The sequence below is a fragment of the Pseudomonas sp. LBUM1652 genome, assembly GCF_059716105.1.
In genome coordinates this window covers 417,926-442,505 of sequence record NZ_CP166804.1, presented here as the reverse complement: position 1 = coordinate 442,505, position 24,580 = coordinate 417,926, and the positions used below count along the sequence as shown (strand labels likewise).

Here is a 24,580-nt window from a genome sequence, read left to right as displayed (position 1 = left end):
CGAATCGGCCCCCTCTCCCTCGGGGAGAGGGCTGGGGTGAGGGTAAGCTTTTAAAAAGCACAAACAAAAACGCCCGACCTTTACAGGCCGGGCGTTTTGTTTTGCCCTGAAAAATCAGGACTGACTGGTTGGCGTCGACGGGGTCGATGCAGCAGTCGGAGTGGCCACCGGAGTCGGTGCCGCGGCGGAGTTTGACGCGCTCACCGGAGCTGCCGGGGTAGCAGGCTTGGCCGCGGGAGCTGCCGGTTTCGGCGCTGCGGCTTTCGGTGCGGCCGGTTTTTTCACTGCCGGTTTCTTCGCCGCAGCCGGTTTGGCCGCTGGCTTGGCAGCAGGTTTGGCGGCAGCGGTTTTCGCTGCTGGCTTGGCTGCTGGCTTCGCCGCGGTTTTAGCGGCGGGCTTCGCGGCTGCCTTGGCGGCTCCAACCGGCTTGGCCGCTGCTTTCGCAGCAGGTTTGGCGGCAGCAGTTTTTGCTACGGATTTAACTGCTGCTTTAGCCTTCGCCACCGGTTTGGCAGCCGCTTTGGCCAGTGGCTTGGCGGCTGTTTTGGCTGCCGGTTTTGCCGCCGCAGTTTTAGCTGCTGGCTTGGCCGTAGCGGTTTTCGCGACAGGACGGGCCTTCTCGCCAGTCAGTTTTTCGATCTGCTTGGTCAAGGTTTCCACCTTGCTGTGCAGCGCTTTGACTTCATTGCGGCTCGGTACGCCCAAGCGCGAAATCGCGCTGTTCAGACGCTTGTCGAAAGCCCCTTCCAGCTCATCCCACTTGCCCAGCGCGCGATCTTTCACACCGCTGATGCGCGACTTGGCCGAGGAAGCGGAATCCTTGGCGGCATCGACTTTTTTGCCGACTGCCGACTTGGTGAGCTTCTCGGCTTTCTCGCCGTCTTTGACCAATGTATCGAAGAGCTTGCTGCCGTCAGTGTCGATCTTCGAGTACACGCCTAAACCAGCCAGCCAGATTTTGCGGGAGTAGTCTTCGACTTTCCCAATCCACGAGCTGCCTTCTTTATCGGTGTTCTTTTTACCAGCCATCCCGTTCTCCTTAAGATTTACGCGCGACGCGTTCGAGCAATGCCGTCAGCTCATCGAGCTTAGCAGAGAGTGTCTCAACGTCATGTTTAGACGGAATGCCGATACGATTCAAGGCGCTTGCTACGCGGCTGTCGAACGCCTTCTCGACCTTGTCGAGCTGAACTTCGACACGGCCTTTGAAAGAACTGACTTCGTCACGGGCTTCATCGATCTCGGCGTTGGCCGCTTCGAGTTTTTCGGTGACGACTTTTTTGCCTTTCTTTTCAACAGTTTGACCAGCCTTGATCAACTCTTGAAAGTAGTCACTACCCTCTTGGCCGACCTTGGCGTAGGCACCCAGGCCTGCCAGCCAGATCTTGCGGGCATAGGATTTGACGTCGCTCAGAGCGGTTGTCGAAGCGTCGATTTTTTTCTTCAAAATAACTTTGGCCATGGTGCACCTCACGCGCAGAAGGTTTGAGGAACTGCCCGCGAAAGTGTCGGGCTCTGGCACAAAGTAGGTAGAAAAATTAGAAACGGCACCCTAACAACTGACATAAACCTCTGGCTTCACACGAAACGAATGTGGGAGCGAGCCTGCTCGCGAAAGCGTTTTATCAGTCGGATTTTCTGTGACTGACACACCGCATTCGCGAGCAGGCTCGCTCCCACACGGGATTCGTTTCAGGCAGAAATCAAACCAGCGCCTTGTCCAACGCCTTCTCGATCTCGGCTTTGATCATGCCGCTCATGGCCGACATCATCAGGCCCAGTTCCACGTCGACCTTGATCGAATCGTCAGCCACATGCACCGCGCCTTTAACGCCCGAACGCTTGAGGTTCAGGGTATCGCCCGACCACTGCGGCTCCAGGCCGTATTGCTCGGACAGTTTCTGCGCCAGCTTGTCGGCCTTCTCGCGGGCAGCTTCCTTGCCCAGGCTATGGGCACGTTCAACACTAATACGGGCCATCGAATGACTCCTGACTTATGAATGTTCATCGGTAAATCTTGACCGCGTCTGCGGCAAATCGTCCCGAAGGTTGTCCATCTTACCTTTAGCCATTCCAAGACAAAGCATGGCTTGGGGATTAGAATGTCGCGCATTCTCTTTTGGTGACAGCGATATGACTGATCAGCGCAAAGGCAGCGATGCCGAACCCACCACTCACTTCGGCTTCAAAGACGTTCCGGAAAGCCAGAAAGCGGAAAAAGTCGCTGAGGTGTTCCACTCCGTAGCCGCCAAGTACGACCTGATGAACGACCTTCTGTCGGGCGGCATGCACCGCTTGTGGAAGCGTTTCGCGATCGAACTGTCGGGCGTGCGCAGCGGCAATCGCGTTCTGGACATTGCCGGCGGCACTGGTGACCTGACCAAAAAATTCTCCCATCTGGTAGGCCCTACCGGTCAGGTGGTATTGGCCGACATCAACGAATCCATGCTCAAGGTCGGCCGCGACCGCCTGCTGGATCTGGGTGTGGCCGGCAACGTCGAATTCGTTCAGGCAGACGCTGAAAAACTGCCGTTCCCGGACAACCATTTCGACTGCGTGACCATCGCTTTCGGCCTGCGCAACGTGACGCACAAGGAAGACGCCCTGCGCTCGATGCTGCGCGTGCTCAAGCCCGGCGGTCGCTTGCTGGTGCTGGAATTCTCCAAGCCAACCAACGCGCTGATGTCCAAAGCCTACGACGCCTACTCGTTCGCCTTCATGCCGCTGATGGGCAAGCTGATCACCAACGACTCGGAAAGCTATCGCTACCTGGCCGAATCGATCCGCATGCACCCGAATCAGGAAACCCTGAAGTCGATGATGGTCGACGCCGGTTTCGACCGCGTGACCTATCACAACATGACCGCAGGCATCGTCGCCCTGCACCGCGGCATCAAGCCCTGATGCTGCTCACCGGGCTGCTTGCCAGCGTCGAACTCGGCCTCAACCGGGTGCTGCGTCTCGACAGCACGGCGCTGCCGCGGCTGGCGCATCTGACCGGCAAGGTGATTGCCATCGACTGCCGTAGCCCGGCGCTGCAACTGTTCATTCTGCCGAGCGATGAAGGTTTGATGCTCGCGTCCCACTGGGAAACCGGTGTCGACTGCACCCTGCGCGCCCCGGCTTCGAGCCTGTTGAAACTGGCCCTGAGCAAAGACAAGACAGCGGTGCTGCACGCCCCGGAAGTCGAACTCGACGGCGACAGCGGCGTGCTGCTGGAACTGGCCGGTGTGCTGCAGGATCTGGAGCTGGACTGGGAGTACGAACTCTCGCGCTGGCTGGGACCTGTGGCCACGCAACTGGTTGGCGGTCATTTGCGCAGCCGCGCACGCTGGTATCAACAAGGATTTGCCAGCCTCAACCAGAATCTTGCCGAATACCTCGCCGAAGAATCGCGCACCCTCGTCGGGCAGCGCGAAGCCGAAGCGCGGTTCAGCGAACTGGACCGGATCAAACTTGATCTGGAACGTCTCGAGGCGCGTTTCGAGCGCCTTTCCCGATCCCTCGACCCAAGCGATAACGCATGAAGCTGCTTGCCGTCCGCCGTCTGTTGCGCATCCAGCGCGTCGTGATCCGCTACCGTCTCGATGACCTGCTGTTCGATCTGCCGCTGCCCTGGTTCCTGCTGGCGCTGCGTTATGTGCTGCCGTGGCGCTGGTTCCCGCGCAAGCCGCTGGACCTGAGCCGTGGCGCGCGCCTGCGCCTGGCATTACAGGATCTGGGGCCGATCTTCATCAAGTTCGGGCAGATTCTCTCGACCCGCCGCGACTTGCTGCCGGAAGACATCGCCGATGAGCTGATGCTGTTGCAGGATCGTGTACCGCCGTTCGATTCGCAGCTGTCGATCAAGCTGATCGAAGAGCAGCTGGGCAAGAAAATCAGCGAAGTGTTCAGCCGATTCGATGTTCAACCGCTGGCCTCGGCCTCGGTGGCGCAGGTGCACGCCGCGCAGTTGAAAACCGGCGAAGAAGTGGTGGTGAAGGTGATCCGCCCGGGTCTGAAGCCAATCATCGCTCAGGATCTGGCGTGGCTGTTCATCCTCGCCCGCGCTGCCGAAAAGGTCTCGGCCGATGCACGCTTGCTGCACCCGGTGGACGTGGTGCAGGACTACGAAAAAACCATTTACGACGAGCTCGATTTGCTGCGCGAGGCGGCCAACGCCAGCCAGTTGAAGCGCAACTTCGAAGGCTCACCGCTGCTCTATGTGCCGCAAGTCTATTGGGACTGGTGCCGGCCGAAAGTGCTGGTGATGGAGCGCATCTACGGCATTCAGGTGACCGATCTGGCGACCCTCGCCGACCAGCGCACCGATATGAAAATGCTCGCCGAACGCGGCGTGGAGATCTTCTTCACCCAGGTATTCCGCGACAGTTTCTTCCACGCCGACATGCACCCGGGCAACATCTTCGTCAGCACCGTCAACCCGTGGAGCCCGCAGTACATCGCGATCGACTGCGGGATCGTCGGCAGCCTGACCCCGGAAGATCAGGATTATCTGGCGCGCAACCTGTTCGCCTTCTTCAAGCGTGACTACCGCCGTGTCGCGCAATTGCACATCGATTCGGGCTGGGTGCCGGCGGAAACCAAACTCAACGAATTCGAAGCGGCGATCCGTACCGTGTGCGAGCCGATCTTCGAAAAACCGTTAAAAGATATTTCATTTGGCCAGGTGCTGATGCGCCTGTTCCAGACTGCACGCCGCTTCAATATGGAAGTGCAGCCGCAACTCGTACTGCTGCAAAAGACCTTGCTGAACATCGAAGGCCTCGGTCGTCAGCTCTATCCGGATCTGGACCTGTGGAACACCGCACAGCCGTTCCTTGAACGCTGGATGCGCGAACGTGTCAGCCCGAAAGCCTTGCTCGGCAACGTGCAGAGCCAGTTCGAACAGATTCCACATCTGGCCAACATGGCCCGCGATCTGCTTGAGCGCATGTCCCAGCCTCACGCCAAAGACCCACCGCCGCCGTGGCACAAACGCAAGGACGACTGGTTCCTGCGCCTGCTCGGCAGCGCCCATCTGGCAGGCGGTGCGATCCTCGCCGCCGGTGGCCCGCTGAACGAATTGGGGCATTGGCCCGCCGGGATCATGGTAGCCGTAGGCTTGTATCTGGTCGTTCGCCGATAGCCAGTTCCGTGATCGGCTGGCACACTGTTTCAACGCCTGAACCCGACTATTTGAAGTGTGGGTTCGCTGTCGGAGTCGAAGATGAAAAACTGGCTGGACGAGATCAAGTGGGACGCTGACGGCCTGGTGCCCGCGATTGCCCAGGATCACAAGACCGGACGTGTACTGATGATGGCCTGGATGAACCGCGAAGCGCTCGAACTGACCGCCGCGGAAAACCGTGCAATCTACTGGTCACGTTCCCGTGGCAAGCTGTGGCGCAAGGGCGAAGAGTCCGGCCACGTACAGACCTTGCATGAGATGCGTCTGGACTGTGACGCCGACGTGATCATCCTGATGGTTGAACAGATCGGCGACATCGCTTGCCATACCGGCCGTCAAAGCTGCTTTTACCGCGTCTTCGAAAACGGCGACTGGAAAACGGTCGACCCGGTGCTGAAAGACCCGCACGCAATCTATTCCGCAGGACACAAACATGAGTGACACCCTGACCCGCCTGGCCGAAGTGCTCGAAGAGCGCAAAGGCGCAGCGGCCGACAGCTCGTATGTCGCCAGCCTGTATCACAAGGGTCTGAACAAGATTCTGGAGAAAGTCGGCGAAGAGTCGGTCGAAACCATTATTGCCGCCAAGGACGCCGCCATCAGCGGCGACTGCAGCGACGTGATCTACGAGACCGCCGACCTGTGGTTCCACAGCATGGTCATGCTCGCTCAACTGGGGCAGCATCCACAGGCTGTACTCGATGAACTGGATCGTCGCTTCGGCCTGTCCGGACACGTCGAGAAAGCCTCGCGCCCGTCCGCCTGAACAACTATTAGAGAGGAACAGCAACATGGGCATTTTTGACTGGAAACACTGGATCGTCATTCTGGTAGTCGTGGTGCTGGTGTTCGGCACCAAGAAACTGAAAAACCTCGGCACCGACGTGGGTGAGTCGATCAAGGGCTTCCGCAAAGCCATGAACGACGACGAGAAGCCAGCTGCCGATCCTACCGTGACGCCTGCGCAGCCAGTGCCACCGGTACAGCCGCAAGCCACCGCTCAGGCCAACCCGCCGCACACCATCGACGTGCAGGCGCAGAAAGTCGAAGAGCCGATCCGCAAAGACGTGTGAGCACTGACTAATGTTTGGTATCAGCTTCTCTGAACTGCTGCTCGTCGGCCTCGTTGCCCTGCTGGTGCTGGGCCCCGAGCGTCTGCCGGGCGCTGCACGCACCGCCGGCCTGTGGGTCGGACGGCTGAAGCGCAGCTTCAACGCGATCAAACAGGAAGTTGAACGTGAAATCGGTGCCGACGAGATTCGTCGGCAACTGCACAACGAGCACATTCTGTCGCTGGAGCAGGAGGCGCGGAAGATTTTCAATCCGGTTCAGCAAGAGCCGACTCCGGTTGAACATGTGGGTGAGCAGACGATTCATGCGCCTGCCGCAGTTGCCCCGGTTGTAGCTGCCACCGAGCCGGCACCGGCCGTGACACCTACTTCGGTTGAACACATTGCTCCTACCGTCGCGCCGACCGCGCCGGCCCCTCACGACCCTACACTGCCGCCGCGAGCCCCATGAGCGATCTCCCAGAAAACGACCAGCACATGCCGCTGGTTTCGCACCTCACCGAGTTGCGCACCCGCCTGCTGCGTTGTGTGGCGGCGATCTTCATCATCTTCGCCGGGCTGTTCGCCTTCACCCAGCAGATCTACACCTTCGTCTCGACGCCGCTGCGTCAGTACCTGCCGGTCGGCGCGACGATGATCGCCACCGACGTGTCGTCGCCGTTCCTGACGCCACTGAAGCTGACGATGATGGTCTCGCTGTTCCTCGCGATTCCGGTGATCCTGCATCAGATCTGGGGCTTCATCGCGCCGGGCCTGTACAAGCATGAGAAGCGCATCGCCGTGCCGTTGCTGGTCTCCAGCATCCTGCTGTTCTACACCGGCATGGCTTTCGCCTATTACTTCGTATTCCCGCTGATCTTCAAGTTCTTCGCCGCTGCCACCCCGGCCGGCGTGGAAATGATGACCGACATTGCCAGCTACCTCGATTTCGTCATGACGCTGTTTTTCGCCTTCGGCGTGGCGTTCGAGATCCCGGTGGCCGTTGTGCTGCTGGTGTGGATCGGCGTGGTCGATGTCCAATACCTGAGAAAGATCCGTCCGTACGTGATCATTGGCTGCTTCGTGGTCGGCATGATCCTCACGCCGCCGGACATTTTCTCGCAGACCCTGTTGGCCGTGCCGATGTGGATGCTGTTTGAAATCGGCATTCTGTTCGGTGGTCTGGTCAGCAAGCGCGAACGTCCGGATGAAAATCCGGCCGACGATCACAACGACCAGCCGCCAGCGACCCAGGCATGAACCTGCTGCTGCTCGAAGAGGCCGACTTCATTGCGGCCGACCGTGTGGTGCTGCGTGATCGACGCCTGACGCACATGCAGGAAGTTCATCGCTCGCAAGTGGGTGACAGCCTGCGGGTCGGGCGCATCAATGGGCTGATGGGTTCGGCTGAGCTTTTGCGGCTGGAGGCTGGTGAAGCTGAACTACGCGTCAGCGTCGATCAGCCGCCACCGGCAAAACTGCCGCTGACCTTGGTACTGGCCCTGCCGCGTCCAAAAATGCTGCGTCGGGTGTTCCAGACCGTGGCGACCATGGGTGTGTCAAAGATCATTCTGGTCAACAGCTATCGGGTCGAGAAGAGTTTCTGGCAGACACCGTTTCTCGAACCTGACGCAATCCGCGAACAGCTGATCCTCGGCCTCGAACAGGCGCGGGATACGGTGCTGCCGCAAATCATCATCGAGAAACGCTTCAAGCCGTTTGTCGAAGATCGCCTGCCAGCGATTACTGAAGGCACACTCGGTCTGGTCGGCCATCCCGGTAACTATCCGCCCTGCCCGCGCGCATTGAGCGAACCGGTGACTTTGGCCATCGGCCCCGAAGGTGGCTGGATTCCTTACGAAATCGATCTGCTGGCCAAATCCGGCCTGCAACCGGTGCAACTGGGCGAACGCATCCTGCGCGTCGAAACCGCCGTCACCGCCCTCCTCGCCCGCCTCTTCTAGCCAGGACAGATGGCATTACAGAATGCCATCACGCAGCCGATACAGTTCCCATAAGTCCAATGAGTGGTCTGAGGGAGTCGTCGCATGTACCGTTGGTTAGCCGAGAGTCTTGGAAACGTCAGCGTCAAACGCAAACTGGGAATCGGTTTCGGCCTGGTGCTGGTGCTGACGCTGTTGATCACCTTTACCGGCTGGACCGGCATGAGCGGCATCATCAGCCGTGGGGACAAGCTCGGTTTCATATCCAGCCTCAACGAGCTGACCAAAGACCTGCGCCTGGCGCGCGTGGACTATGACGCACGCCGTGGCGAACAAGGCCCGGGCGCGGTCAACGAGTTGCTGAACAAACTCGACAGCGGCCTGCAAACCGCACGCGGCCTGATTGAACAACCATCCGACGCCGCCATGGTCGATCAGCAATTGGCCGCCGTTGCCGAATACAAACGTGCTTTTGCCGACATGACTCAAGCCACCGTCCAGCGCGAAGACGCCCGCAGCAAGCTGGGCGCCAGCGCCGACAACGCCGTGGCAAAGGTATCGGAAGTTGAAAAATCCTTGCTGCAAGGTGACAGCGTCGCGCAGTTCAACAGCGTGATCGAACTGAGCAAACTGCTCCAGCAGGCGCGTTATCAAGTGCGCGGCTACACCTACAGCGGCAAGGCTGAAGCAGAGCAACCGGCACTGAATGCCATCGACAATGCCCTCAAAAACCTTGAAAGCCTGTCGTCGAAACTGCCGGAACAACACATCGCCAACCTGCAACAGGCCACCGATTCGATCAAAGCCTATCGCGCGGCGGTCGCTCAGTTCCGCGACTCGCAGGTCACCAATGCCAAGTCACTCGCGCGCATGTCCGCTCAGGGCGACATCTTGATCGACCTCAGCAAGAAGCTGACGGCTTCGCAAACTATCGTGCGCGACACCGATGCCGCCCACGCCAAGAACATGCTGTTGATCGCCACCCTGCTGGCCTTGGCCTTCGGCCTGCTGGCGGCTTGGGCGATCACGCGGCAAATCATCATTCCGCTGAACCAGACCCTGAAAGTCGCCGAGCGCGTCGCAGCCGGCGACCTGACCCACAACCTGGTCTCGTTGCGCCGCGACGAACTTGGCCAGTTGCAGCGTTCGATGCAGAGCATGACCCAAGGCCTGCGCGAGTTGATCGGCGGGATCAGCGATGGCGTCACACAGATCGCCAGTGCCGCCGAAGAGCTGTCCGCCGTGACCGAGCAAACCAGCGCCGGGGTCAACAATCAGAAAATCGAGACCGATCAGGTCGCCACCGCCATGAACGAAATGGCTGCCACCGTGCAGGAAGTTGCGCGCAACGCTGAAGAGGCTTCCGAAGCCGCTGTCGCTGCGGACCAACAGGCCCGCGAAGGCGACAAAGTCGTCGGCGAAGCCATTGCGCAGATCGAGCGTCTGGCCGTTGAAGTCGGTCACTCCACCGAAGCCATGGGCGAACTCAAGCGCGAAAGCGACAAGATCGGCAGCGTCCTCGACGTAATCAAATCCGTGGCCCAGCAAACCAACCTGCTGGCGCTCAACGCAGCCATCGAGGCGGCGCGTGCCGGTGAGGCCGGTCGTGGTTTCGCCGTGGTTGCCGATGAAGTACGCAGCCTCGCCCAGCGCACGCAGAAGTCCACCGAAGAGATCGAAGAGCTGATCGTCGGCCTGCAAAACGGCACCCAGCAAGTGGCGACGATCATGGACAACAGCCGCACCCTGACCGACAGCAGCGTTGAGCTGACCCGTCGGGCCGGTGGCTCGCTGGCAAGCATCACCCGCACTGTTTCGGCGATTCAGGCGATGAACCAGCAGATCGCTGCGGCGGCAGAGCAGCAGAGCGCGGTGGCGGAAGAGATCAACCGTAGCGTGCTGAATGTGCGCGATGTGTCGGATCAGACATCGGCGGCGAGTGAAGAGACGGCAGCGTCCAGCGTTGAGCTGGCGCGGCTGGGGACGCATCTGCAGACGCTGGTTGGTAAGTTCAAGGTCTAAGTAGTCGGACTGATCGTTCCCACGCAGAGCGTGGGAACGATCAGTTAGAGAACCTGACGCAGGAATGCCTGAGCGCGCGGATCCTTCGGCGCATCAAAGAACTGCGCCGGCGACGCATCTTCCAGCAACTTGCCGTGATCGAAGAACAGCACCCGATCTGCCACTTCCCGGGCGAAGCCCATTTCGTGGGTGACGCAGACCATGGTCATGCCTTCCACGGCCAGGTTCTTCATCACATCCAGTACTTCGCCGACCATTTCCGGGTCGAGGGCCGAGGTCGGCTCATCAAACAGCATCACCTTCGGCTCCATCGCCAGCGCCCGGGCAATCGCCACGCGCTGCTGCTGACCGCCGGACAGGCGTGACGGAAACTCGTTGGCTTTCTGGGCGATACCGACCTTTTTCAGCAATTCCATGGCCTTCGCCTCGCGCTCTTTCTTGCCGCGCTTGCGCACGACTTTTTGCGCCAGACAAAGGTTTTCCAGCACGGTCATGTGCGGGAACAGGTTGAAATGCTGGAACACCATGCCGACTTCGCGGCGGTAGGCATTCACGTCGGTTTTCGGGTCGGCCAGTTGCAGGCCATCGATGCTCACCGAACCCGAATCGAACTCTTCCAGGCCATTGAGGCAACGCAGGAACGTCGACTTGCCGGAACCGGACGGGCCGATCACCACCAGTACTTCGCCCTTGGCCACCTTGGTGCTGACGTTATCCACCGCGCGCACTACCTGGCCACGGGTGTCGAAGACTTTTACCAGATCGCGGACTTCAATCACTTTGCGCGAGCCTCCGCTCAAGCCGGCTGGCGATTTTCGACAGCGGCAGGTTGATCAACAGGTACAGACCGGCCACGCAGAACAGAATCTCGAACGGCGAGAACGAAGTGGTGATGACTTCACGGCCGCTTTTCAGCAGCTCGGTGATGGCGATCACCGACACCAGCGAGGTGTCCTTGACCAGACTGATGAACTGCCCCGCCAGTGGCGGCAGCACGCGTTTGAACGCTTGTGGCAGCACCACATGACGCATCGACTGGCCAGCGCTCAGACCGAGCGATCGCGCGGCTTCGTTCTGGCCACGGGCAATTGACTGCACGCCGGAACGGATGATCTCGGCAACGTAGGCGCCGGTGAACAGCGACAATGCGGCGATCCCGGCGAACTCCCGGGACAGGTTCATCACCGTGCCGATGAAGAAGTAGAAAATGAAAATCTGCACCAGCAGCGGCGTGCCGCGTACCAGTTCGACGTAGATGCTCGAAAGGTCGCGCAGAGTCGGGTTGCTCGACAAGCGGCACAGCCCGGTGACCAGACCGATCAACAAACCGAGAATGCCGGAGACCACCGACAGCCAAAGCGTCGTCCACAGCCCCCACAACAGCGGCCCTGCCGCCCAATGCCGAGTGACACCCACGACGTCGCCTTCGGCCACATCGTCGCCCTGAGCGAATTGCAGGCTGTTCTCGTCGACGGTCAGGTGCTGCTCGTCACCGGCATCGTTGCGCAGAGTGACTTGCGCGCTACCGCCCTTGCGCACCAGTTCGGTGACGGTGGAAATGTCGGCGGCACGCTGGGTTTCTTCGGCCTGATAGGCGAAGTACTGCGGCACGCGATTCCAGCGCCATTCGTAGGACATCAGCGACGTGGCGTAATACAACGCACCGGCCAGGCCGATCAGCACCAGCACGGTGAGGACGTGCCAGGGCCATTGGGCTTTTTTATGTTTCATTGCAGGTTCCGGGATTGGTGTTGCTTACAAGGTCCTCTTCGCGAGCAGGCTCGCTCCCACATTTGAAATGCATTCCAATGTGGGAGCGAGCCTGCTCGCGAAAGGGGTAACGCGGTCTTGCAGACCGGCGTTATTCCATGTCCTTGAGCCACTCGGTGCTCTTGAACCACTTGTCATGGATGCGATCGTAGGTGCCGTCTTCGTGGATCTGGTGCAGGAAGTTGTTGATGAAATTGAGGCTGTCGTAGTCACCCTTCTTCAGACCGAAGGCCAGTGGCTCGTAGGTGAAGGGCTTGTCGAGGAACACCAGTTTGCCGGCGCCGACCTTGTTTACCGCGACAACGTTGTATGGCGCGTCGTAGATGAAGGCGTCGGCCTTGCCGTTTACCACGTCGAGCACGGCTTCCTGCTCGTTGTCGTAGCCGTGGTACTTGGCTTTGGAGATCAGCTTCTTGGCGACCATTTCACCGGTGGTGCCGAGCTTTGAGGTAATGCGGTAGTCGGCGGTGTTCAGGTCTTTATACGACTTGATGGTGCCTTCCAGTTCCTTGCGGATCAGCAGGGTCTGGCCGACGACGATGAACGGCTCGCTGAAGTTCAGGCGCAGGTTGCGTTCCTGAGTCAGGGTCATGCCGCTGCCGATCATGTCGAATTTGTCGGTCATAAGCGCCGGGATAATCCCGTCGTAACCGGTCGAAACCAGCTCCAGCTTGACGCCCATGGCTTTGGTCATGGCTTTGAGGATGTCGACTTCGAAGCCGATGATCTCGCCGCGCTTGTTGGTCATCTCGAACGGCATGTAGGTCGGATCCATACCGACTTTCAACGTGCCGCGCTTGACCGCTTCATCAATTGCGCCAGCCTGCGCCGCAGTGACTGCAACCAGTGCCGTGACGCCGACCAGCAGCATCGACAGATACTTCTTCATCTTCAAGTCCCCAAAACCATTGCGTTTGCGGCGCGAAAACCAACAGAGACGGGCAAAAATGCCCGGGTGCGCCAATTCGGGGACGGATGCTAACGCACTCGTTCGTTTGCACAAGGTTTTTTGATCGATTGCAGATCAGCGCCCGCTGTCGTCAGGGCAAAAAAAAACCCCGCTTTCGCGGGGCTTCTTATCAGGCCGGTTGAGCTTGCATGCTCACCGGTCGCAGCGGCAGCAGCGGCGCATGCGGATCGGCTTTCACCGAAGCCCGCCATGCGTCCAGCCACTCGGCGTGACCTTCGCCCCAGACCTGCTCATGCAAGCGCGCCAGCGCAACCGGGTCGCTCAGCAGTTGCAGACGATCATGGTTATTCAACCCGGCAGGGCCAACCTTGATCGCGTGACGAACACGCTCCTGACGCAGCCATTCGATCGGCTCGGCCTGACCGTGACGGGACGTCGCCAGCGAGCACGCCAAGGCGTTCTGCTGCGGATCGACCACTGCACGGATAAAGCCGTCATTCAGCGCATGCCAACGGTTCTCGTGGGTGTACTGGTCAGTCGCCAGCAGCGCCTGTGGCGGATTGTATTCCTCAGGGATGAGGAACAGGCTCTCGTCACGGGATTTGAGGCCCAGACCGACACGGCTGGAAATCACCGACACCGGGATCGACAGCATCAGCGAACCGACAATCGGTACCAGCCACCACAGGAAGCTCGGGTTCAGCCAGATCACCAACAGCGCCCAGCAGAAGCCCAGCAGGGTCTGCGGGCCGTGGCGCTTGACCGCCTCGCTCCACGGTGTGGAGTCGTCGTCACGCTGTGGCGAGTTCCAGGTCGCGGCCCAGCCGAGGAACGCGGCCAGTACGAAACGGGTGTGGAAAATCATCCGCACCGGCGCCAGCAGCATGGAGAACAGCATCTCCAGCAGCATCGACAGCGTTACCTTGAACTTGCCGCCGAACTCTTTCGCGCCCTTGGCCCAGATCAGGATGATGCTCAACAGTTTCGGCAGGAACAACAGCACGATAGTCGTCGAGAACAGCGCGATCGCCTTGTCCGGGTGCCATTGTGGCCACAGCGGATAGAGCTGACGCGGCTCAAGGAAGTACTGCGGCTCCATCAGCGTGTTCACCGCCAGCAGCGCAGTCGACAACACCAGGAAGAAGAACCACAACGGCGCCGACAGGTACGACATCACGCCGGTGAGGAACACCGCGCGGTGTACCGGGTGCATGCCTTTGACCAGGAACAGACGGAAGTTCATCAAGTTGCCGTGGCACCAGCGACGGTCACGCTTGAGTTCGTCGAGCAGGTTCGGCGGCAGTTCTTCGTAGCTGCCTGGCAGGTCGTAGGCAATCCACACGCCCCAACCGGCACGACGCATCAGCGCGGCTTCAACGAAGTCGTGAGACAGAATCGCACCTGAAAACGCGCCCTTGCCCGGCAACGGCGCCAAGGCGCAGTGGTCGATGAACGGCTTCATGCGGATGATCGCGTTGTGACCCCAGTAGTGGGATTCGCCCAACTGCCAGAAGTGCAGACCGGCGGTGAACAGCGGCCCATAAACGCGAGTGGCGAACTGCTGCATGCGCGCATACAGAGTGTCCATGCCCGACGCACGCGGCGCGGTCTGGATGATCCCGGCGTCCGGCGTAGCTTCCATCAGGCGCACCAGACTGGTCAGACACTCACCGCTCATCACGGAGTCAGCGTCGAGGACGACCATGTACTTGTAATCACCACCCCAACGACGGCAGAAGTCGTCGAGGTTGCCGCTCTTGCGCTTAACGCGACGGCGACGGCGGCGATAGAAGATCTTGCCGAAGCCCTTGGCTTCGCGGCAGACGTCCAGCCAGGCCTGTTGCTCGGCCACGCAGATGTCGGTGTCGTTACTGTCGCTGAGCACGAAGAAATCGAAGCGATCCAGATCACCGGTAGCAGCGACCGACTCAAACGTCGCACGTAGACCGGCAAATACCCGTGGCACGTCTTCGTTGCAGATCGGCATGACCAGCGCGGTACGAGCGTCTTTTGCAATCGGCTCGTTGCCGGCACTTTTGCCGGAAATGCGGTATTTATCGTGACCGGTGAGCAACTCGAGGAAGCCCATCAGTGCCGTCCAGAAACCGGCCGACACCCAGCAGAACAGAATCCCGAACAGAATCAGGATGCTGGTTTGCAGCGCATACGGCAGCACTTGCGTGGCGGTTTGCAGCAGCGGCTGGTGCAGGACTTCGTCCAGATCGACGAACGACCAGCCCTGGTAAGGCATGATGCCTTTCATGTACCAGCCGGCAACGATGGTCTGGCCGAGCATCAACACCAACAGAATGTAGCGGCGGATCGAACCGACGGTGCGCCAGCGCGCGGCCGGCAGGACGTTCTCGTCCTTCGGCGGTTGCGGTGGATTGGTACGGCCGGTCATACGACGCCAGCCACGCACCAGAATATTGGTGCGCCATGGCTCCGGAACGACTTTGGTCCGACGAATCGGCGGCGTGGCCTTGAGGCTGACTCGACCGCTGGCGTCGAGCACCAGCATTTCCGCCTCTTCAAGCTCTTCGGCGGTGCTCAGGGTCAGGCGCTTGCCCACCGAAGCCTGGGCGGCTTCGGTGGGGGCGTCGAACGTCGAGGACGACAGGCGTTGATGCAGCTCGCTGAACGACTGGCAACCCGCGAGTTCCGCGCGCTGCTGGTCGGTCATCGGCAGATGCGCCAGATACTCGGACAGAGTCTCTGGCTGTACTTGAGAGTTACTCATCGGCAGGCAACTGATAGCTCCAGGTCTCGGTCAGGACTTCTTCAGTCGGCGCCGATTCCGGTGTGGCTGGGGCCGCGTCCGCAGCGACTGGCTGCTTGGCGTCTTTGTTGGCCTTGTCCTTGGCATCTGCAACTGGCTTGGCGTCGGCCTGTTTGGCCTCGGCGGCCTTGGCTTCCTTGTCGAGCTTCTCTTGCTGCTTGGCGGCAACCTTGTCGGCCTTGGCGACGGACGAGTTGGACGCCGGCACCGAAGATTTGGCCAGATCAGCGGTCACGATTGGCTGCACCAGGGCGGCTCGCATCTCGGTCGACTTGCTCGCGTCCTTGATCTTCATCCGCAGGGTCAAGCGCCAGCCCTTGGTTTCCGGGTTGTAGCGCACGCTGTTCTCGACCAGTTCAGCGTTGTCGCCGACGCTGACCTGACTGCGCACGTCGGCATCCGGGGCCAGAGCGGCCAGCGATGGGCCTTCGAAGTCGACCAGATAGGCAACGCTGCCGTCCGGCTGACGGATCAGGTTCGATTGTTTGACGTCACCGGTGGAACGCAGAGTCTGCGCAACCCAGGCGCTGTCCGGCGCGTGAATCGCCGCTTCGTCCATGGTCCAGTGCATGCGGTAAGCGAAGTCCAGCGGCTGGCCTGGCTCCGGCATTTTTTCCGGGCTCCAGAACGCAACGATGTTGTCGTTGGTTTCGTCGGCAGTCGGAATTTCGACCAGATCGACGGTGCCTTTACCCCAGTCGCCCTTCGGCTCGATCCAGGCGCTTGGGCGCTTGTCGTAGCGGTCGTCGAGGTCTTCGTAGTGGCTGAAGTCACGGCCACGTTGCAGCAGACCGAAACCACGCAGGTTCTCGACGCTGAAGTTGCTCACGGCCAGGTGTTTCGGGTTGTTCAGTGGGCGCCAGATCCACTCGCCGTTGCCGGCATGGATCGACAGACCGCTGGAGTCGTGCAACTCACGACGATAGTTGAGAACTTTCGACGGCTGGTTGGCGCCGAACAGGAACATGCTGGTCAGTGGCGCGATGCCCAGTTTGCCGACCCTGTCACGCAGGAACATCTGCGCCTTGACGTCGACAATGGTGTCGCTGCCCGGACGCAGGATCAAACGGTAGGCGCCGGTGGCACGCGGCGAATCCAGCAGAGCGAAGATCACCAGGTGCTTGTCGCCCGGCTTCGGCTGTTGAATCCAGAATTCGCGAAAACGCGGGAATTCTTCACCCGACGGCAGCGCGGTATCGACCGCCAGACCACGGGCCGACAGACCGTAGGTGTGACCCTTGCCGACGACGCGGAAGTAGCTCGCGCCGAGCATGGTCATGATTTCGTCTTGCTTGTCGGCTTTGTTGATCGGGTACAGCACACGGAAACCGGCATAACCCAGTTGTTCGGTGGCTTTAGGATCGAATTTCAAATCGCCGAAATCGAAACGCGTCGGATCGTATTTGATCTCTTCGACGGTGTTCGCCGTGATTTCGTTGATTTTCACCGGTGTATCGAAGTGCATACCCTGGTGATAGAAGGACAGTTTGAACGGCGTCTTCTGATCAGCCCACTCAGCCTTTTCGGTGAGGAAACGGATTTTCTGATAATCCGCGAACTTCATGTCGCGGAACTCGTTCGGCAGGTTGCTGCGCGGGGCTTCGAACTTCTGCCCGGCCAGCTCTTTAGCCTTGGCGGATACATCGTCAAGATTGAACGCCCAAAGCTGACCGGCGCTGAGCAGGCACAGGAGCGCCGAACCCGCTACCAGGGCACTTCGCATGCGTTTGGCAGACATTTTTGCTGCATTACAGGGACTAACGATCACGAGCAACCCTCGCCGAAAACAGATCAAAAAACCAACGGCCAGATGAAGTGTCTTTAAAGGTATCGGCATTGAAAAGCCGACCTACCAGAGCACCCTTGCCAAGTTGGCGAGCATTGTTCCGACTCCGCTAGGGCAAAATGATTCCCCAATCGGATCCAGACAAGTCTCTACCTAAGTCAAAAATGGACCAACGAACGCTGATCCCCATAGCGCGCGATTATCTAGTAGCCCGCGTGACAACGCATCAGGGGTAACAAAGTATTTATCGCGAAAACACCCTAAAAACAGTCGAAATTTCCTAAAAAGGTGTTTCAGGTGCTTTCAGGTCTGTAACAAAAAGGTAACAGGGCCATCGTTGACCAAATGCACCTGCATATCGGCGCCGAATTTACCTGATGCCACAGTGCCATGCACCTGTTTCGCTTTGCTCAATAGATAGTCGAACAATTCCTCGCCCAGCGCCGGAGGGGCGGCGGTTGAAAAGCTCGGCCGCAACCCGCTTTTGGTGTCGGCCGCGAGGGTGAACTGAGAGACCAGCAACAGCCCGCCGCCAACGTCCGCGAGGGACAAGTTCATCTTGCCCTCGGCGTCACTGAATACCCGATAGTTAAGCAGCTTATGCAGAAGTTTGTCGGCGCTGGCACGCGTGTCGTCGGGTTCGACCGCCACCAGCACCAGCAAACCGTGATCTACCGCGCCAACCACCTCTCCCGCCACTTCGACTCGCGCGCCACGCACGCGTTGTAAAAGCCCCTTCATGCTTCTTCGGGCGGCAGGTCGAGCAGGCGTCGGGCCATTTGACCGGCGGCACGCACCAATGCGTCGGTGATACCCGGTTCGGACGCAGCGTGGCCGGCATCGCGGATCACTTGCAGCTCACTGTTCGGCCAGGCCTGGTGCAATTCCCAAGCGTTATCGAGCGGGCAGATCACGTCGTAACGGCCGTGGATGATCACGCCAGGCAAGTGAGCAATCTTGCCCATATCGCGAATCAGTTGGTTCGGTTCAAGGAAGGCGTTATTGGTGAAGTAGTGGCATTCGATCCGCGCAATCGACAAGGCGCGCTGCGGTTCGGAGAAACGATCGACCACCAGCGGGTTCGGCCGCAGGGTCGCGGTGCGCCCTTCCCAGGTCGACCAGGCTTTGGCCGCGTGCATCTGGGCGATCTGATCATTGCCGGTCAGGCGCTTGTGGAAAGCGTTGAGCAGGTCGTCGCGCTCGTCCACTGGGATCGGCGCAATGTAGTCCTGCCAGTAATCGGGGAACAGACGGCTGGCACCGGCCTGGTAGAACCACTCGATTTCCTGCGGACGGCAGAGAAAGATCCCGCGCAGGATCAGACCGTGAACGCGCTCCGGATGGGTTTGCGCGTAGGCCAGTGCCAGGGTCGAACCCCACGAGCCGCCGAACAGCACCCATTTGTCGATGCCCAGGTGTTTGCGGATTCGCTCAAGGTCGGCGACCAGATCCCAGGTGGTGTTGTTTTCCAGGCTGGCGTGCGGGGTGGAGCGTCCGCAGCCGCGCTGGTCGAAGGTGACAATGCGGTACAGGTTCGGATCGAAATAACGGCGGCTCTGTGCATCACACCCGGCACCGGGGCCGCCGTGGATGAACACGACCGGCAAGCCTTCCGGCGAACCGCTTTCGTCGACGTACAGCGTATGTGTGTCATCGACAGCCAGATCGTGCCGGGCGTGTGGTTTGATCTGCGGAAACAAAGTCTGCATTGCGCGCTCCGTAAGGGGTCGAGGTCATCCCTGGGGGGACTTCTATTATTCTGCCGTTGGGCATCATAAACCCGATTTACGTCAATGAGCATGCTCCCACAGAAAGAGGTTTATGCGCTGTAGCGGGATTTGCCCCAGGCGATGAAGCCTTGCAGCAACTCCTTGAGCACCACCCGTGTCGGCTCGGCCAGATCGGCGCGATAGCGGAACGGTTCGAACTCTTCCATGTACGTGCATTGGCCCAGTTCCAGTTGCACGGCGTGGATGTTCTCGGCCGGGTTGCCGTAATGGCGGGTGATGTGGCCGCCCTTGAAGCGACCGTTGAGCACATGGCTGTAATCGCCGTGGCGCGCGCATATCGCTTCCAGTTGCGCGGCCAGTTGCGGATCGCAGCTGGCGCCGTTGAAGGTGCCGAGGTTGAAGTCGGGCAATTTGCCGTCGAACAGGTGCGGGATGATCGAACGGATCGAGTGTGCGTCGAACAGCAACGCGTAACCGAACTCGGCCTTCAGCCGTGCCAGCTCCTCTTGCAAGGTGCGGTGATACGGCGTCCAGATCTGCTCCAGATATGTCGCGCGTTCTTCTTTCGACGGCTCCAGCCCTTCCTTGAACAACGGGATGCCATCAAACAGCGTCGCCGGGTACAGCCCGGTGGTGGCGCCGGCGTACAGCGGCTTGTCGTCGGACGGCCGGTTGAGGTCGATGACGAAACGCGAGTACTCGGCCGCCAGCGTGCTGGCGCCGAGTTCTTCGGCAAAGTCGTAGAGCTGCGGAATATGCCAGTCGGTGTCCGGCAGGCTTTTCGCGTCGCCAATCAGGCCGGCCTCGACCACCGGGGTCAGACGTACACCGGCATGGGGCATGCTGATCAGCAGCGGCACGCGACCTTGTTTGAAGTTCAGAACCTTATCCACAACCGCTCTCCTACAGACTTGATTCAACGCCGTGACGCACGACGCGTTTGTCCAGATCACCACCGAGCCAATAGGCCAGATCCGCCGGACGATCGATGTGCCAGGCGACGAAATCCGCGACCTTGCCGACTTCCAGTGAGCCGTGAGTGTCGGCCATGCCCAACGCATGCGCGGCATGAATCGTCGCGCCGGCCAAGGCTTCTTCCGGGGTCATACGGAAGCAGGTGCAAGCCATGTTCAGCATCAGGCGCAACGACAGCGCCGGCGAGGTACCGGGGTTGAGATCGCTGGCGATGGCGATCTTCACCTTGTGCTTGCGCAGGGCGTCCATCGGCGGCAACTGGGTTTCACGCAGGAAGTAGAACGCGCCCGGCAGCAGCACCGCGACGGTGTCGGATGCGGCCATGGCGATGGCGTCGGCTTCGTCCATGAACTCCAGGTGATCGGCGGACAACGCGTGGTAGCGCGCGGCCAGGCTGGAGCCGTGCAGCGACGACAATTGCTCGGCGTGCAGTTTCACCGGCAGACCGAGTTTTTGCGCGCTGATGAACACGCTCTCGACTTGCTCCGGCGAGAACGCCAGGTATTCGCAGAAGGCATCCACGGCATCTACCAGGCCTTCGGCAGCCAGCGCGGGCAGCATTTCGGCGCAGATGTGATCGATGTAGTCGTCGGCGCGATCCTTGTATTCCGGTGGCAACGCGTGGGCGGCCAGGCAGGTGCTGCGCACGCTGATCGGCAGCTCTTTTGCCAGGCGACGGATGACCCGAAGGATTTTGCGCTCACTGGCCAGATCGAGACCGTAGCCGGACTTCATTTCCACCGTGGTCACGCCGTCGCGCATCAGGCTTTTCAGGCGTTTGGCGGCGCTGGCGAACAGTTCGTCTTCGGTTGCTTCACGAGTGGCGCGTACGGTACTGGCAATGCCACCACCCTGCGCCGCGATCTCGGCGTAGCTGACACCTTGCAGGCGCTTTTCGAATTCGCCGCTGCGGTTGCCGCCGAACACGGTGTGGGTGTGGCAGTCGATCAGGCCCGGAGTGACCCACGCGCCTTGCAGATCGTTGACCGCCGGGTATTCGCCGGACGGTAATTGATGACGCGGGCCGATCCACTCGATATGCGCACCGGACGTCACGATGGCCGCGTCCTCGATGATCGAGTAGACGCCTTGCGCCATGGTTGCGACGTGGCAGTGTTGCCAGAGGGTTTTCATCCCTTAGTCTCCACACTATTCAAAATCGATTTCGCGAGCAGGCTCGCTCCCACAGGGATACGCATTCCAACTGTGGGAGCGAGCCTGCTCGCGAAGAGGTCCTTACAGGCTAGGCAGCAATTTCGCCGGCACCAGCTCAGTCAAACACCGCGAAGCCAACAACTCGGTCGCTGCATTGATGTCCGGCGCAAAAAACCGGTCCTTCTCATAGAACGGCACTTCCTTACGCAGAATCGCCCGAGCCTTTTCCAGCTTCGCCGAAGTCTTCAGGCCGTTACGCAGATCCAGCCCCTGTACCGCCGCGAGCCATTCCACCGCGAGAATCCCGCGAGTGTTCTCGGCCATTTCCCACAAGCGCTTGCCGGCCGCCGGGGCCATCGACACGTGGTCTTCCTGGTTGGCCGAGGTCGGCAGGCTGTCCACCGAATGCGGATGGGACAGCGCCTTGTTTTCGCTGGCCAGTGCCGCGGCTGTCACCTGAGCGATCATGAAACCGGAGTTGACCCCGCCATTGGCCACCAGGAACGGCGGCAGTTGCGACATGTGCTTGTCCATCATCAGAGAGATGCGGCGTTCGCTCAGCGAGCCGATTTCAGCGATGGCCAGGGCCATGTTGTCAGCGGCCATGGCCACCGGTTCGGCGTGGAAGTTACCGCCGGAAATCACATCGCCTTCAGCGGCGAACACCAACGGGTTATCCGACACGGCGTTGGCTTCGACCGCCAGCACCTCAGCCGCTTGACGGAATTGGGTCAGGCACGCGCCCATGACTTGCGGCTGGCAACGCAGCGAGTACGGGTCTTGAACCTTCTCGCAGTTCTGGTGCGAGTCGGAAACTTCGCTGCGCTCACCCAGCAAATCACGGTAAGCGGCGGCGGCATCGATCTGGCCTTTCTGGCCACGGGCGGCGTGGATACGCGCGTCAAACGGCGAGCGCGAGCCCAATACCGCTTCAACCGTCAGACCACCCAGTGCAATGGCGCCGGCGAACAGATCTTCGCCTTCGAACAGGCCACGCAGCGCGAACGCAGTAGAAACCTGAGTGCCGTTGAGCAGCGCCAGACCTTCTTTCGCCGCCAGCGTCAGTGGTGTCAGACCGGCGACTTTCAGCGCTTCAGTCGCTTCCATCCACTCGCCCTTGTAACGCGCCTTGCCCTCGCCCAGCAGCACCAGCGACATATGCGCCAGTGGCGCGAGGTCACCGGAAGCCCCCACCGAACCTTTCAGCGGAATGTGCGGATAGACCTCGGCATTGATCAGCGCAATCAGCGCATCGATCACCTGCCGACGAATCCCGGAGAAACCACGGCTGAGGCTGTTGACCTTGAGCACCATGATCAGACGCACCAAGTCATCACTGATCGGCTGACCGACGCCGGCGGCGTGGGACAACACCAGCGAGCGCTGGAGGTTTTCCAGGTCTTCGCTGGCAATACGAGTCGAGGCCAGCAGGCCGAACCCGGTGTTGATGCCGTAGGCGGTGCGGTTCTCGGCGAGGATCTGTTCGACGCAGGCAACACTGGCTTCGATCTGCTGCGATGCGCTGTTGTCGAGGGTCAGCTTGACCGGGTTTTGAAAAACGTCACGCAGTTGAGCCAGGCTCAGTTGGCCGGGGATCAGGTTTAGCGCAGTCATTTAAATGCTCCTTTTGAGAGATTGTTATTGGCTCGCCAGTCGCTCCGGAGCATTCCGTTATCCGTCGCATTTCGCTTTTTGGGCGATCCGCGCCTTGGCACGCTGGCGTTTAAGAAATCAGTGCAAATTCGGTAATACGTTGTGCAGCAAATTCGGGTCTTTCAAAACGCTCGCAGCGGCGGCGATATCCGGCGCCAGCCAGCGGTCCTGATCGTAGGCCGGGACTTTCTCACGCAGCAGGCGCCACGCGATATCGGTGCCCGCGCCAAAGCGCTGCGCTTTCAAGAATTCAAACGCCTGGGCCGCCAGCAGATATTCGATGGCGAGGATCTGCGTGCAGTTTTCCAGCGCGCGATGCAGCTTCAGCGCGGCGCTGGTGCCCATGCTCAGATGGTCTTCCTGCAAACCGGAGGTGACGTAGTTGTCGAGCACCGCCGGTTGCGCCAATTGGCGGTTTTCCGCACACAGCGACGCGGCGACGTATTGCACGATCATCATCCCCGAGTTCACCCCCGGATTGGCCACCAGAAACGCCGGCAAACCGCTGACATGTGGATTCACCAGACGATCGAGACGGCGCTCGGCAATCGAGCCGATTTCCGCCACGGCGATCGCCAGCAGATCAGCGGCCATCGCTACCGATTGGCCGTGCGGATTGGCTTGCGACATGACGCGGAAATCGTCCGGTGTCCCCAACAGCAACGGGTTGTCGGTGCAGCCGTTGAGTTCGACTTCGACCTGTTTGATTGCGTGCTCGAGTTGATCGCGCGCGGCGCCATGCACCTGCGGGATCGAACGAATGCTCAAGGCATCTTGAGTGCGAATGCCTTTGCTCGACGCGATCACTTCACTGCCATCAAGCAACGCGCGCAGATTGACGCCAACCTGCTGCATGCCCGGGTGCGGTTTGAGCGCAATGATCTCGGCATCGAACGCATCGATCTGACCACGCTGAGCTTCGAAACTCATGGCGCTGATGACGTCGGCCCATTGCAGCAGACGCATAGCATCGGCGATGGCCAGACAGCTGAGGCCAGTCATGCACGGCGTACCGTTGACCAGACACAAACCGTCTTTCGCGCCAAGTTGCACCGGTTGCAGGCCCTCTTCTGCCAAGGCCTGTTGTGCAGAAATAATCTGCCCGCGATAGCTGACATTGCCCACGCCCAGCAGCGCAATGCCGATGTGCGCCATGTGGGTCAGGTAGCCGACCGAGCCTTGCGACGGAACCTGCGGGGTGATGCCGCGATTGAGCAGGGCCAACAGTGCTTCGACGACCCGGCGGTGCAGGCCGGATTTGCCTTGGCTGAAGTTGCGGATCGCCGCGCAGAGGATGGCGCGGGTCTGTTCGTCAGGCAGTACCGGGCCGACGCCGCAGGCGTGGCTGAGCAAGGTGTTGCGCGACAACTGGCTGAGTTGTTCGTCTTTCAGCGAGACATTGGACAACCCGCCCAGACCGGTGTTGACGCCATAAGCGCGCTCGCCGCTGACGACAATGCGCTGAACGATGGCCTGAGCGTTTTCGATGCGCGCCCAGGCCTCGCCCGACAGCTCAAGTTGCGCGCCGTGCCGCGCGACGGCGACCACGTCCTGCCAACGCAGATGGTCGCCGGTGATCACGATTTTTTCAGCCTGGGACATCTAAAACCTCATGCCAATTCTGTTGATGCGGAAATC

The 24,580-nt window shown here is 60.2% G+C and carries 24 protein-coding genes and 1 pseudogene; 11 read left to right on the top strand and 14 right to left on the bottom strand.

Annotated features, from left to right (window positions below; genetic code table 11):
* Nucleotides 1-114: 114 nt before the first annotated feature.
* The 3 genes from ACA069_RS02045 to ACA069_RS02035 all read right to left on the bottom strand — a co-directional run bounded on the left by ACA069_RS02045 (nt 115) and on the right by ACA069_RS02035 (nt 1,979).
* The gene (locus ACA069_RS02045) at nt 115-1,029 is read right to left on the bottom strand and encodes a phasin family protein (protein ID WP_497616112.1); all 915 of its coding nucleotides are present in this window, start codon (nt 1,027-1,029) and stop codon (nt 115-117) included.
* Between the two features lie 10 nt (nt 1,030-1,039).
* The gene (locus ACA069_RS02040; protein ID WP_187679586.1) at nt 1,040-1,462 is read right to left on the bottom strand and encodes a phasin family protein; all 423 of its coding nucleotides are present in this window, start codon (nt 1,460-1,462) and stop codon (nt 1,040-1,042) included.
* 241 nt (nt 1,463-1,703) lie between these two features.
* The gene (locus tag ACA069_RS02035; RefSeq protein ID WP_187679585.1) at nt 1,704-1,979 is read right to left on the bottom strand and encodes a polyhydroxyalkanoic acid system family protein; all 276 of its coding nucleotides are present in this window, start codon (nt 1,977-1,979) and stop codon (nt 1,704-1,706) included.
* A gap of 154 nt (nt 1,980-2,133) precedes the next feature.
* Between ACA069_RS02035 and ubiE the strand changes: the two genes are divergently transcribed.
* The 11 genes and pseudogenes from ubiE (at nt 2,134) to ACA069_RS01980 (ending at nt 10,184) form a co-directional block, all read left to right on the top strand.
* Entirely contained in the window at nt 2,134-2,904 is a 771-nt protein-coding gene (ubiE, locus tag ACA069_RS02030) for a bifunctional demethylmenaquinone methyltransferase/2-methoxy-6-polyprenyl-1,4-benzoquinol methylase UbiE (RefSeq protein ID WP_187679584.1), read from the top strand.
* Nucleotides 2,904-3,527 carry a ubiquinone biosynthesis accessory factor UbiJ gene (locus tag ACA069_RS02025; protein WP_187679583.1) on the top strand — a complete coding sequence of 208 codons (624 nt, stop codon included), beginning with the start codon at nt 2,904-2,906 and terminating at the stop codon, nt 3,525-3,527. Before ubiE ends, ACA069_RS02025 begins: the two co-directional genes overlap by 1 nt.
* A complete protein-coding gene (gene ubiB / locus ACA069_RS02020; protein ID WP_497616108.1) occupies nt 3,524-5,128 on the top strand; it encodes a ubiquinone biosynthesis regulatory protein kinase UbiB in 1,605 nt (534 codons plus the stop codon). The genes ACA069_RS02025 and ubiB overlap by 4 nt, the downstream gene beginning before the upstream one ends.
* An 81-nt stretch (nt 5,129-5,209) precedes the next feature.
* Nucleotides 5,210-5,611: a phosphoribosyl-AMP cyclohydrolase gene (gene hisI / locus ACA069_RS02015; RefSeq protein ID WP_007909357.1), complete on the top strand. Its 402-nt coding sequence runs from the start codon at nt 5,210-5,212 to the stop codon at nt 5,609-5,611.
* Entirely contained in the window at nt 5,604-5,936 is a 333-nt protein-coding gene (locus ACA069_RS02010) for a phosphoribosyl-ATP diphosphatase (RefSeq protein ID WP_007909355.1), read from the top strand. Before hisI ends, ACA069_RS02010 begins: the two co-directional genes overlap by 8 nt.
* Before the next feature lie 25 nt (nt 5,937-5,961).
* Nucleotides 5,962-6,243 (top strand): twin-arginine translocase TatA/TatE family subunit, encoded by a 282-nt coding sequence (locus ACA069_RS02005; protein WP_003220847.1) that lies wholly within the window; start codon nt 5,962-5,964, stop codon nt 6,241-6,243.
* A gap of 10 nt (nt 6,244-6,253) precedes the next feature.
* A complete protein-coding gene (tatB, locus tag ACA069_RS02000; RefSeq protein ID WP_401270423.1) occupies nt 6,254-6,691 on the top strand; it encodes a Sec-independent protein translocase protein TatB in 438 nt (145 codons plus the stop codon).
* Nucleotides 6,688-7,479, top strand: a complete 792-nt coding sequence (gene tatC, locus ACA069_RS01995) for a twin-arginine translocase subunit TatC (protein ID WP_497616105.1) — start codon at nt 6,688-6,690, stop codon at nt 7,477-7,479. The genes tatB and tatC overlap by 4 nt, the downstream gene beginning before the upstream one ends.
* On the top strand, nt 7,476-8,183 hold the full coding sequence (locus tag ACA069_RS01990; RefSeq protein ID WP_497616103.1) for a 16S rRNA (uracil(1498)-N(3))-methyltransferase: 708 nt from the start codon (nt 7,476-7,478) through the stop codon (nt 8,181-8,183). Before tatC ends, ACA069_RS01990 begins: the two co-directional genes overlap by 4 nt.
* 84 nt (nt 8,184-8,267) lie before the next feature.
* A pseudogene (locus ACA069_RS01985) lies at nt 8,268-9,329 on the top strand (methyl-accepting chemotaxis protein); the annotation flags it as partial.
* Nucleotides 9,312-10,184, top strand: a complete 873-nt coding sequence (locus ACA069_RS01980) for a methyl-accepting chemotaxis protein (RefSeq protein ID WP_410458010.1) — start codon at nt 9,312-9,314, stop codon at nt 10,182-10,184. The pseudogene ACA069_RS01985 and the gene ACA069_RS01980, both read left to right, overlap by 18 nt.
* A gap of 44 nt (nt 10,185-10,228) precedes the next feature.
* Here ACA069_RS01980 and ACA069_RS01975 read toward each other — a convergent pair whose 3' ends face one another.
* The 11 genes from ACA069_RS01975 to hutH (ACA069_RS01925) all read right to left on the bottom strand — a co-directional run bounded on the left by ACA069_RS01975 (nt 10,229) and on the right by hutH (ACA069_RS01925) (nt 24,544).
* Nucleotides 10,229-10,963, bottom strand: a complete 735-nt coding sequence (locus tag ACA069_RS01975; protein ID WP_489879718.1) for an amino acid ABC transporter ATP-binding protein — start codon at nt 10,961-10,963, stop codon at nt 10,229-10,231.
* Nucleotides 10,956-11,915 carry an amino acid ABC transporter permease gene (locus ACA069_RS01970; protein ID WP_497616101.1) on the bottom strand — a complete coding sequence of 320 codons (960 nt, stop codon included), beginning with the start codon at nt 11,913-11,915 and terminating at the stop codon, nt 10,956-10,958. The genes ACA069_RS01975 and ACA069_RS01970 overlap by 8 nt, the downstream gene beginning before the upstream one ends.
* 130 nt (nt 11,916-12,045) lie before the next feature.
* Entirely contained in the window at nt 12,046-12,843 is a 798-nt protein-coding gene (locus ACA069_RS01965) for a transporter substrate-binding domain-containing protein (RefSeq protein ID WP_187678844.1), read from the bottom strand.
* A 190-nt stretch (nt 12,844-13,033) separates the two neighbouring features.
* Nucleotides 13,034-15,604: a glucans biosynthesis glucosyltransferase MdoH gene (mdoH, locus tag ACA069_RS01960; RefSeq protein ID WP_497616099.1), complete on the bottom strand. Its 2,571-nt coding sequence runs from the start codon at nt 15,602-15,604 to the stop codon at nt 13,034-13,036.
* Nucleotides 15,597-17,381 carry a glucan biosynthesis protein G gene (locus tag ACA069_RS01955; RefSeq protein ID WP_497616097.1) on the bottom strand — a complete coding sequence of 595 codons (1,785 nt, stop codon included), beginning with the start codon at nt 17,379-17,381 and terminating at the stop codon, nt 15,597-15,599. The genes mdoH and ACA069_RS01955 overlap by 8 nt, the downstream gene beginning before the upstream one ends.
* 351 nt (nt 17,382-17,732) lie before the next feature.
* Nucleotides 17,733-18,170: a D-aminoacyl-tRNA deacylase gene (gene dtd, locus ACA069_RS01950; protein WP_497616095.1), complete on the bottom strand. Its 438-nt coding sequence runs from the start codon at nt 18,168-18,170 to the stop codon at nt 17,733-17,735.
* Nucleotides 18,167-19,138 (bottom strand): prolyl aminopeptidase, encoded by a 972-nt coding sequence (gene pip / locus ACA069_RS01945; protein ID WP_187678848.1) that lies wholly within the window; start codon nt 19,136-19,138, stop codon nt 18,167-18,169. Before pip ends, dtd begins: the two co-directional genes overlap by 4 nt.
* Nucleotides 19,139-19,248: 110 nt before the next feature.
* The gene (gene hutG / locus ACA069_RS01940) at nt 19,249-20,052 is read right to left on the bottom strand and encodes an N-formylglutamate deformylase (protein WP_497616094.1); all 804 of its coding nucleotides are present in this window, start codon (nt 20,050-20,052) and stop codon (nt 19,249-19,251) included.
* A gap of 10 nt (nt 20,053-20,062) precedes the next feature.
* On the bottom strand, nt 20,063-21,268 hold the full coding sequence (hutI, locus tag ACA069_RS01935) for an imidazolonepropionase (protein WP_497616093.1): 1,206 nt from the start codon (nt 21,266-21,268) through the stop codon (nt 20,063-20,065).
* 102 nt (nt 21,269-21,370) lie between these two features.
* Nucleotides 21,371-22,903 carry a histidine ammonia-lyase gene (gene hutH, locus ACA069_RS01930; protein ID WP_497616092.1) on the bottom strand — a complete coding sequence of 511 codons (1,533 nt, stop codon included), beginning with the start codon at nt 22,901-22,903 and terminating at the stop codon, nt 21,371-21,373.
* A 117-nt stretch (nt 22,904-23,020) separates the two neighbouring features.
* Entirely contained in the window at nt 23,021-24,544 is a 1,524-nt protein-coding gene (hutH, locus tag ACA069_RS01925) for a histidine ammonia-lyase (protein ID WP_497616091.1), read from the bottom strand.
* Nucleotides 24,545-24,580 lie beyond the last annotated feature (36 nt).

Excerpts from the sequence above, each read along its gene's own strand:
- ACA069_RS02045 (WP_497616112.1), bottom strand. The coding sequence starts at position 1,029 with ATGGCTGGTAAAAAGAACACCGATAAAGAAGGCAGCTCGTGGATTGGG.
- ACA069_RS02040 (WP_187679586.1), bottom strand. The coding sequence starts at position 1,462 with ATGGCCAAAGTTATTTTGAAGAAAAAAATCGACGCTTCGACAACCGCT.
- ACA069_RS02035 (WP_187679585.1), bottom strand. The coding sequence starts at position 1,979 with ATGGCCCGTATTAGTGTTGAACGTGCCCATAGCCTGGGCAAGGAAGCT.
- ubiE (WP_187679584.1), top strand. The coding sequence starts at position 2,134 with ATGACTGATCAGCGCAAAGGCAGCGATGCCGAACCCACCACTCACTTC.
- ACA069_RS02025 (WP_187679583.1), top strand. The coding sequence starts at position 2,904 with ATGCTGCTCACCGGGCTGCTTGCCAGCGTCGAACTCGGCCTCAACCGG.
- ubiB (WP_497616108.1), top strand. The coding sequence starts at position 3,524 with ATGAAGCTGCTTGCCGTCCGCCGTCTGTTGCGCATCCAGCGCGTCGTG.
- hisI (WP_007909357.1), top strand. The coding sequence starts at position 5,210 with ATGAAAAACTGGCTGGACGAGATCAAGTGGGACGCTGACGGCCTGGTG.
- ACA069_RS02010 (WP_007909355.1), top strand. The coding sequence starts at position 5,604 with ATGAGTGACACCCTGACCCGCCTGGCCGAAGTGCTCGAAGAGCGCAAA.
- ACA069_RS02005 (WP_003220847.1), top strand. The coding sequence starts at position 5,962 with ATGGGCATTTTTGACTGGAAACACTGGATCGTCATTCTGGTAGTCGTG.
- tatB (WP_401270423.1), top strand. The coding sequence starts at position 6,254 with ATGTTTGGTATCAGCTTCTCTGAACTGCTGCTCGTCGGCCTCGTTGCC.
- tatC (WP_497616105.1), top strand. The coding sequence starts at position 6,688 with ATGAGCGATCTCCCAGAAAACGACCAGCACATGCCGCTGGTTTCGCAC.
- ACA069_RS01990 (WP_497616103.1), top strand. The coding sequence starts at position 7,476 with ATGAACCTGCTGCTGCTCGAAGAGGCCGACTTCATTGCGGCCGACCGT.
- ACA069_RS01980 (WP_410458010.1), top strand. The coding sequence starts at position 9,312 with ATGCAGAGCATGACCCAAGGCCTGCGCGAGTTGATCGGCGGGATCAGC.
- ACA069_RS01970 (WP_497616101.1), bottom strand. The coding sequence starts at position 11,915 with ATGAAACATAAAAAAGCCCAATGGCCCTGGCACGTCCTCACCGTGCTG.
- ACA069_RS01965 (WP_187678844.1), bottom strand. The coding sequence starts at position 12,843 with ATGAAGAAGTATCTGTCGATGCTGCTGGTCGGCGTCACGGCACTGGTT.
- mdoH (WP_497616099.1), bottom strand. The coding sequence starts at position 15,604 with ATGAGTAACTCTCAAGTACAGCCAGAGACTCTGTCCGAGTATCTGGCG.
- ACA069_RS01955 (WP_497616097.1), bottom strand. The coding sequence starts at position 17,381 with ATGTCTGCCAAACGCATGCGAAGTGCCCTGGTAGCGGGTTCGGCGCTC.
- dtd (WP_497616095.1), bottom strand. The coding sequence starts at position 18,170 with ATGAAGGGGCTTTTACAACGCGTGCGTGGCGCGCGAGTCGAAGTGGCG.
- pip (WP_187678848.1), bottom strand. The coding sequence starts at position 19,138 with ATGCAGACTTTGTTTCCGCAGATCAAACCACACGCCCGGCACGATCTG.
- hutI (WP_497616093.1), bottom strand. The coding sequence starts at position 21,268 with ATGAAAACCCTCTGGCAACACTGCCACGTCGCAACCATGGCGCAAGGC.
- hutH (WP_497616092.1), bottom strand. The coding sequence starts at position 22,903 with ATGACTGCGCTAAACCTGATCCCCGGCCAACTGAGCCTGGCTCAACTG.
- hutH (WP_497616091.1), bottom strand. The coding sequence starts at position 24,544 with ATGTCCCAGGCTGAAAAAATCGTGATCACCGGCGACCATCTGCGTTGG.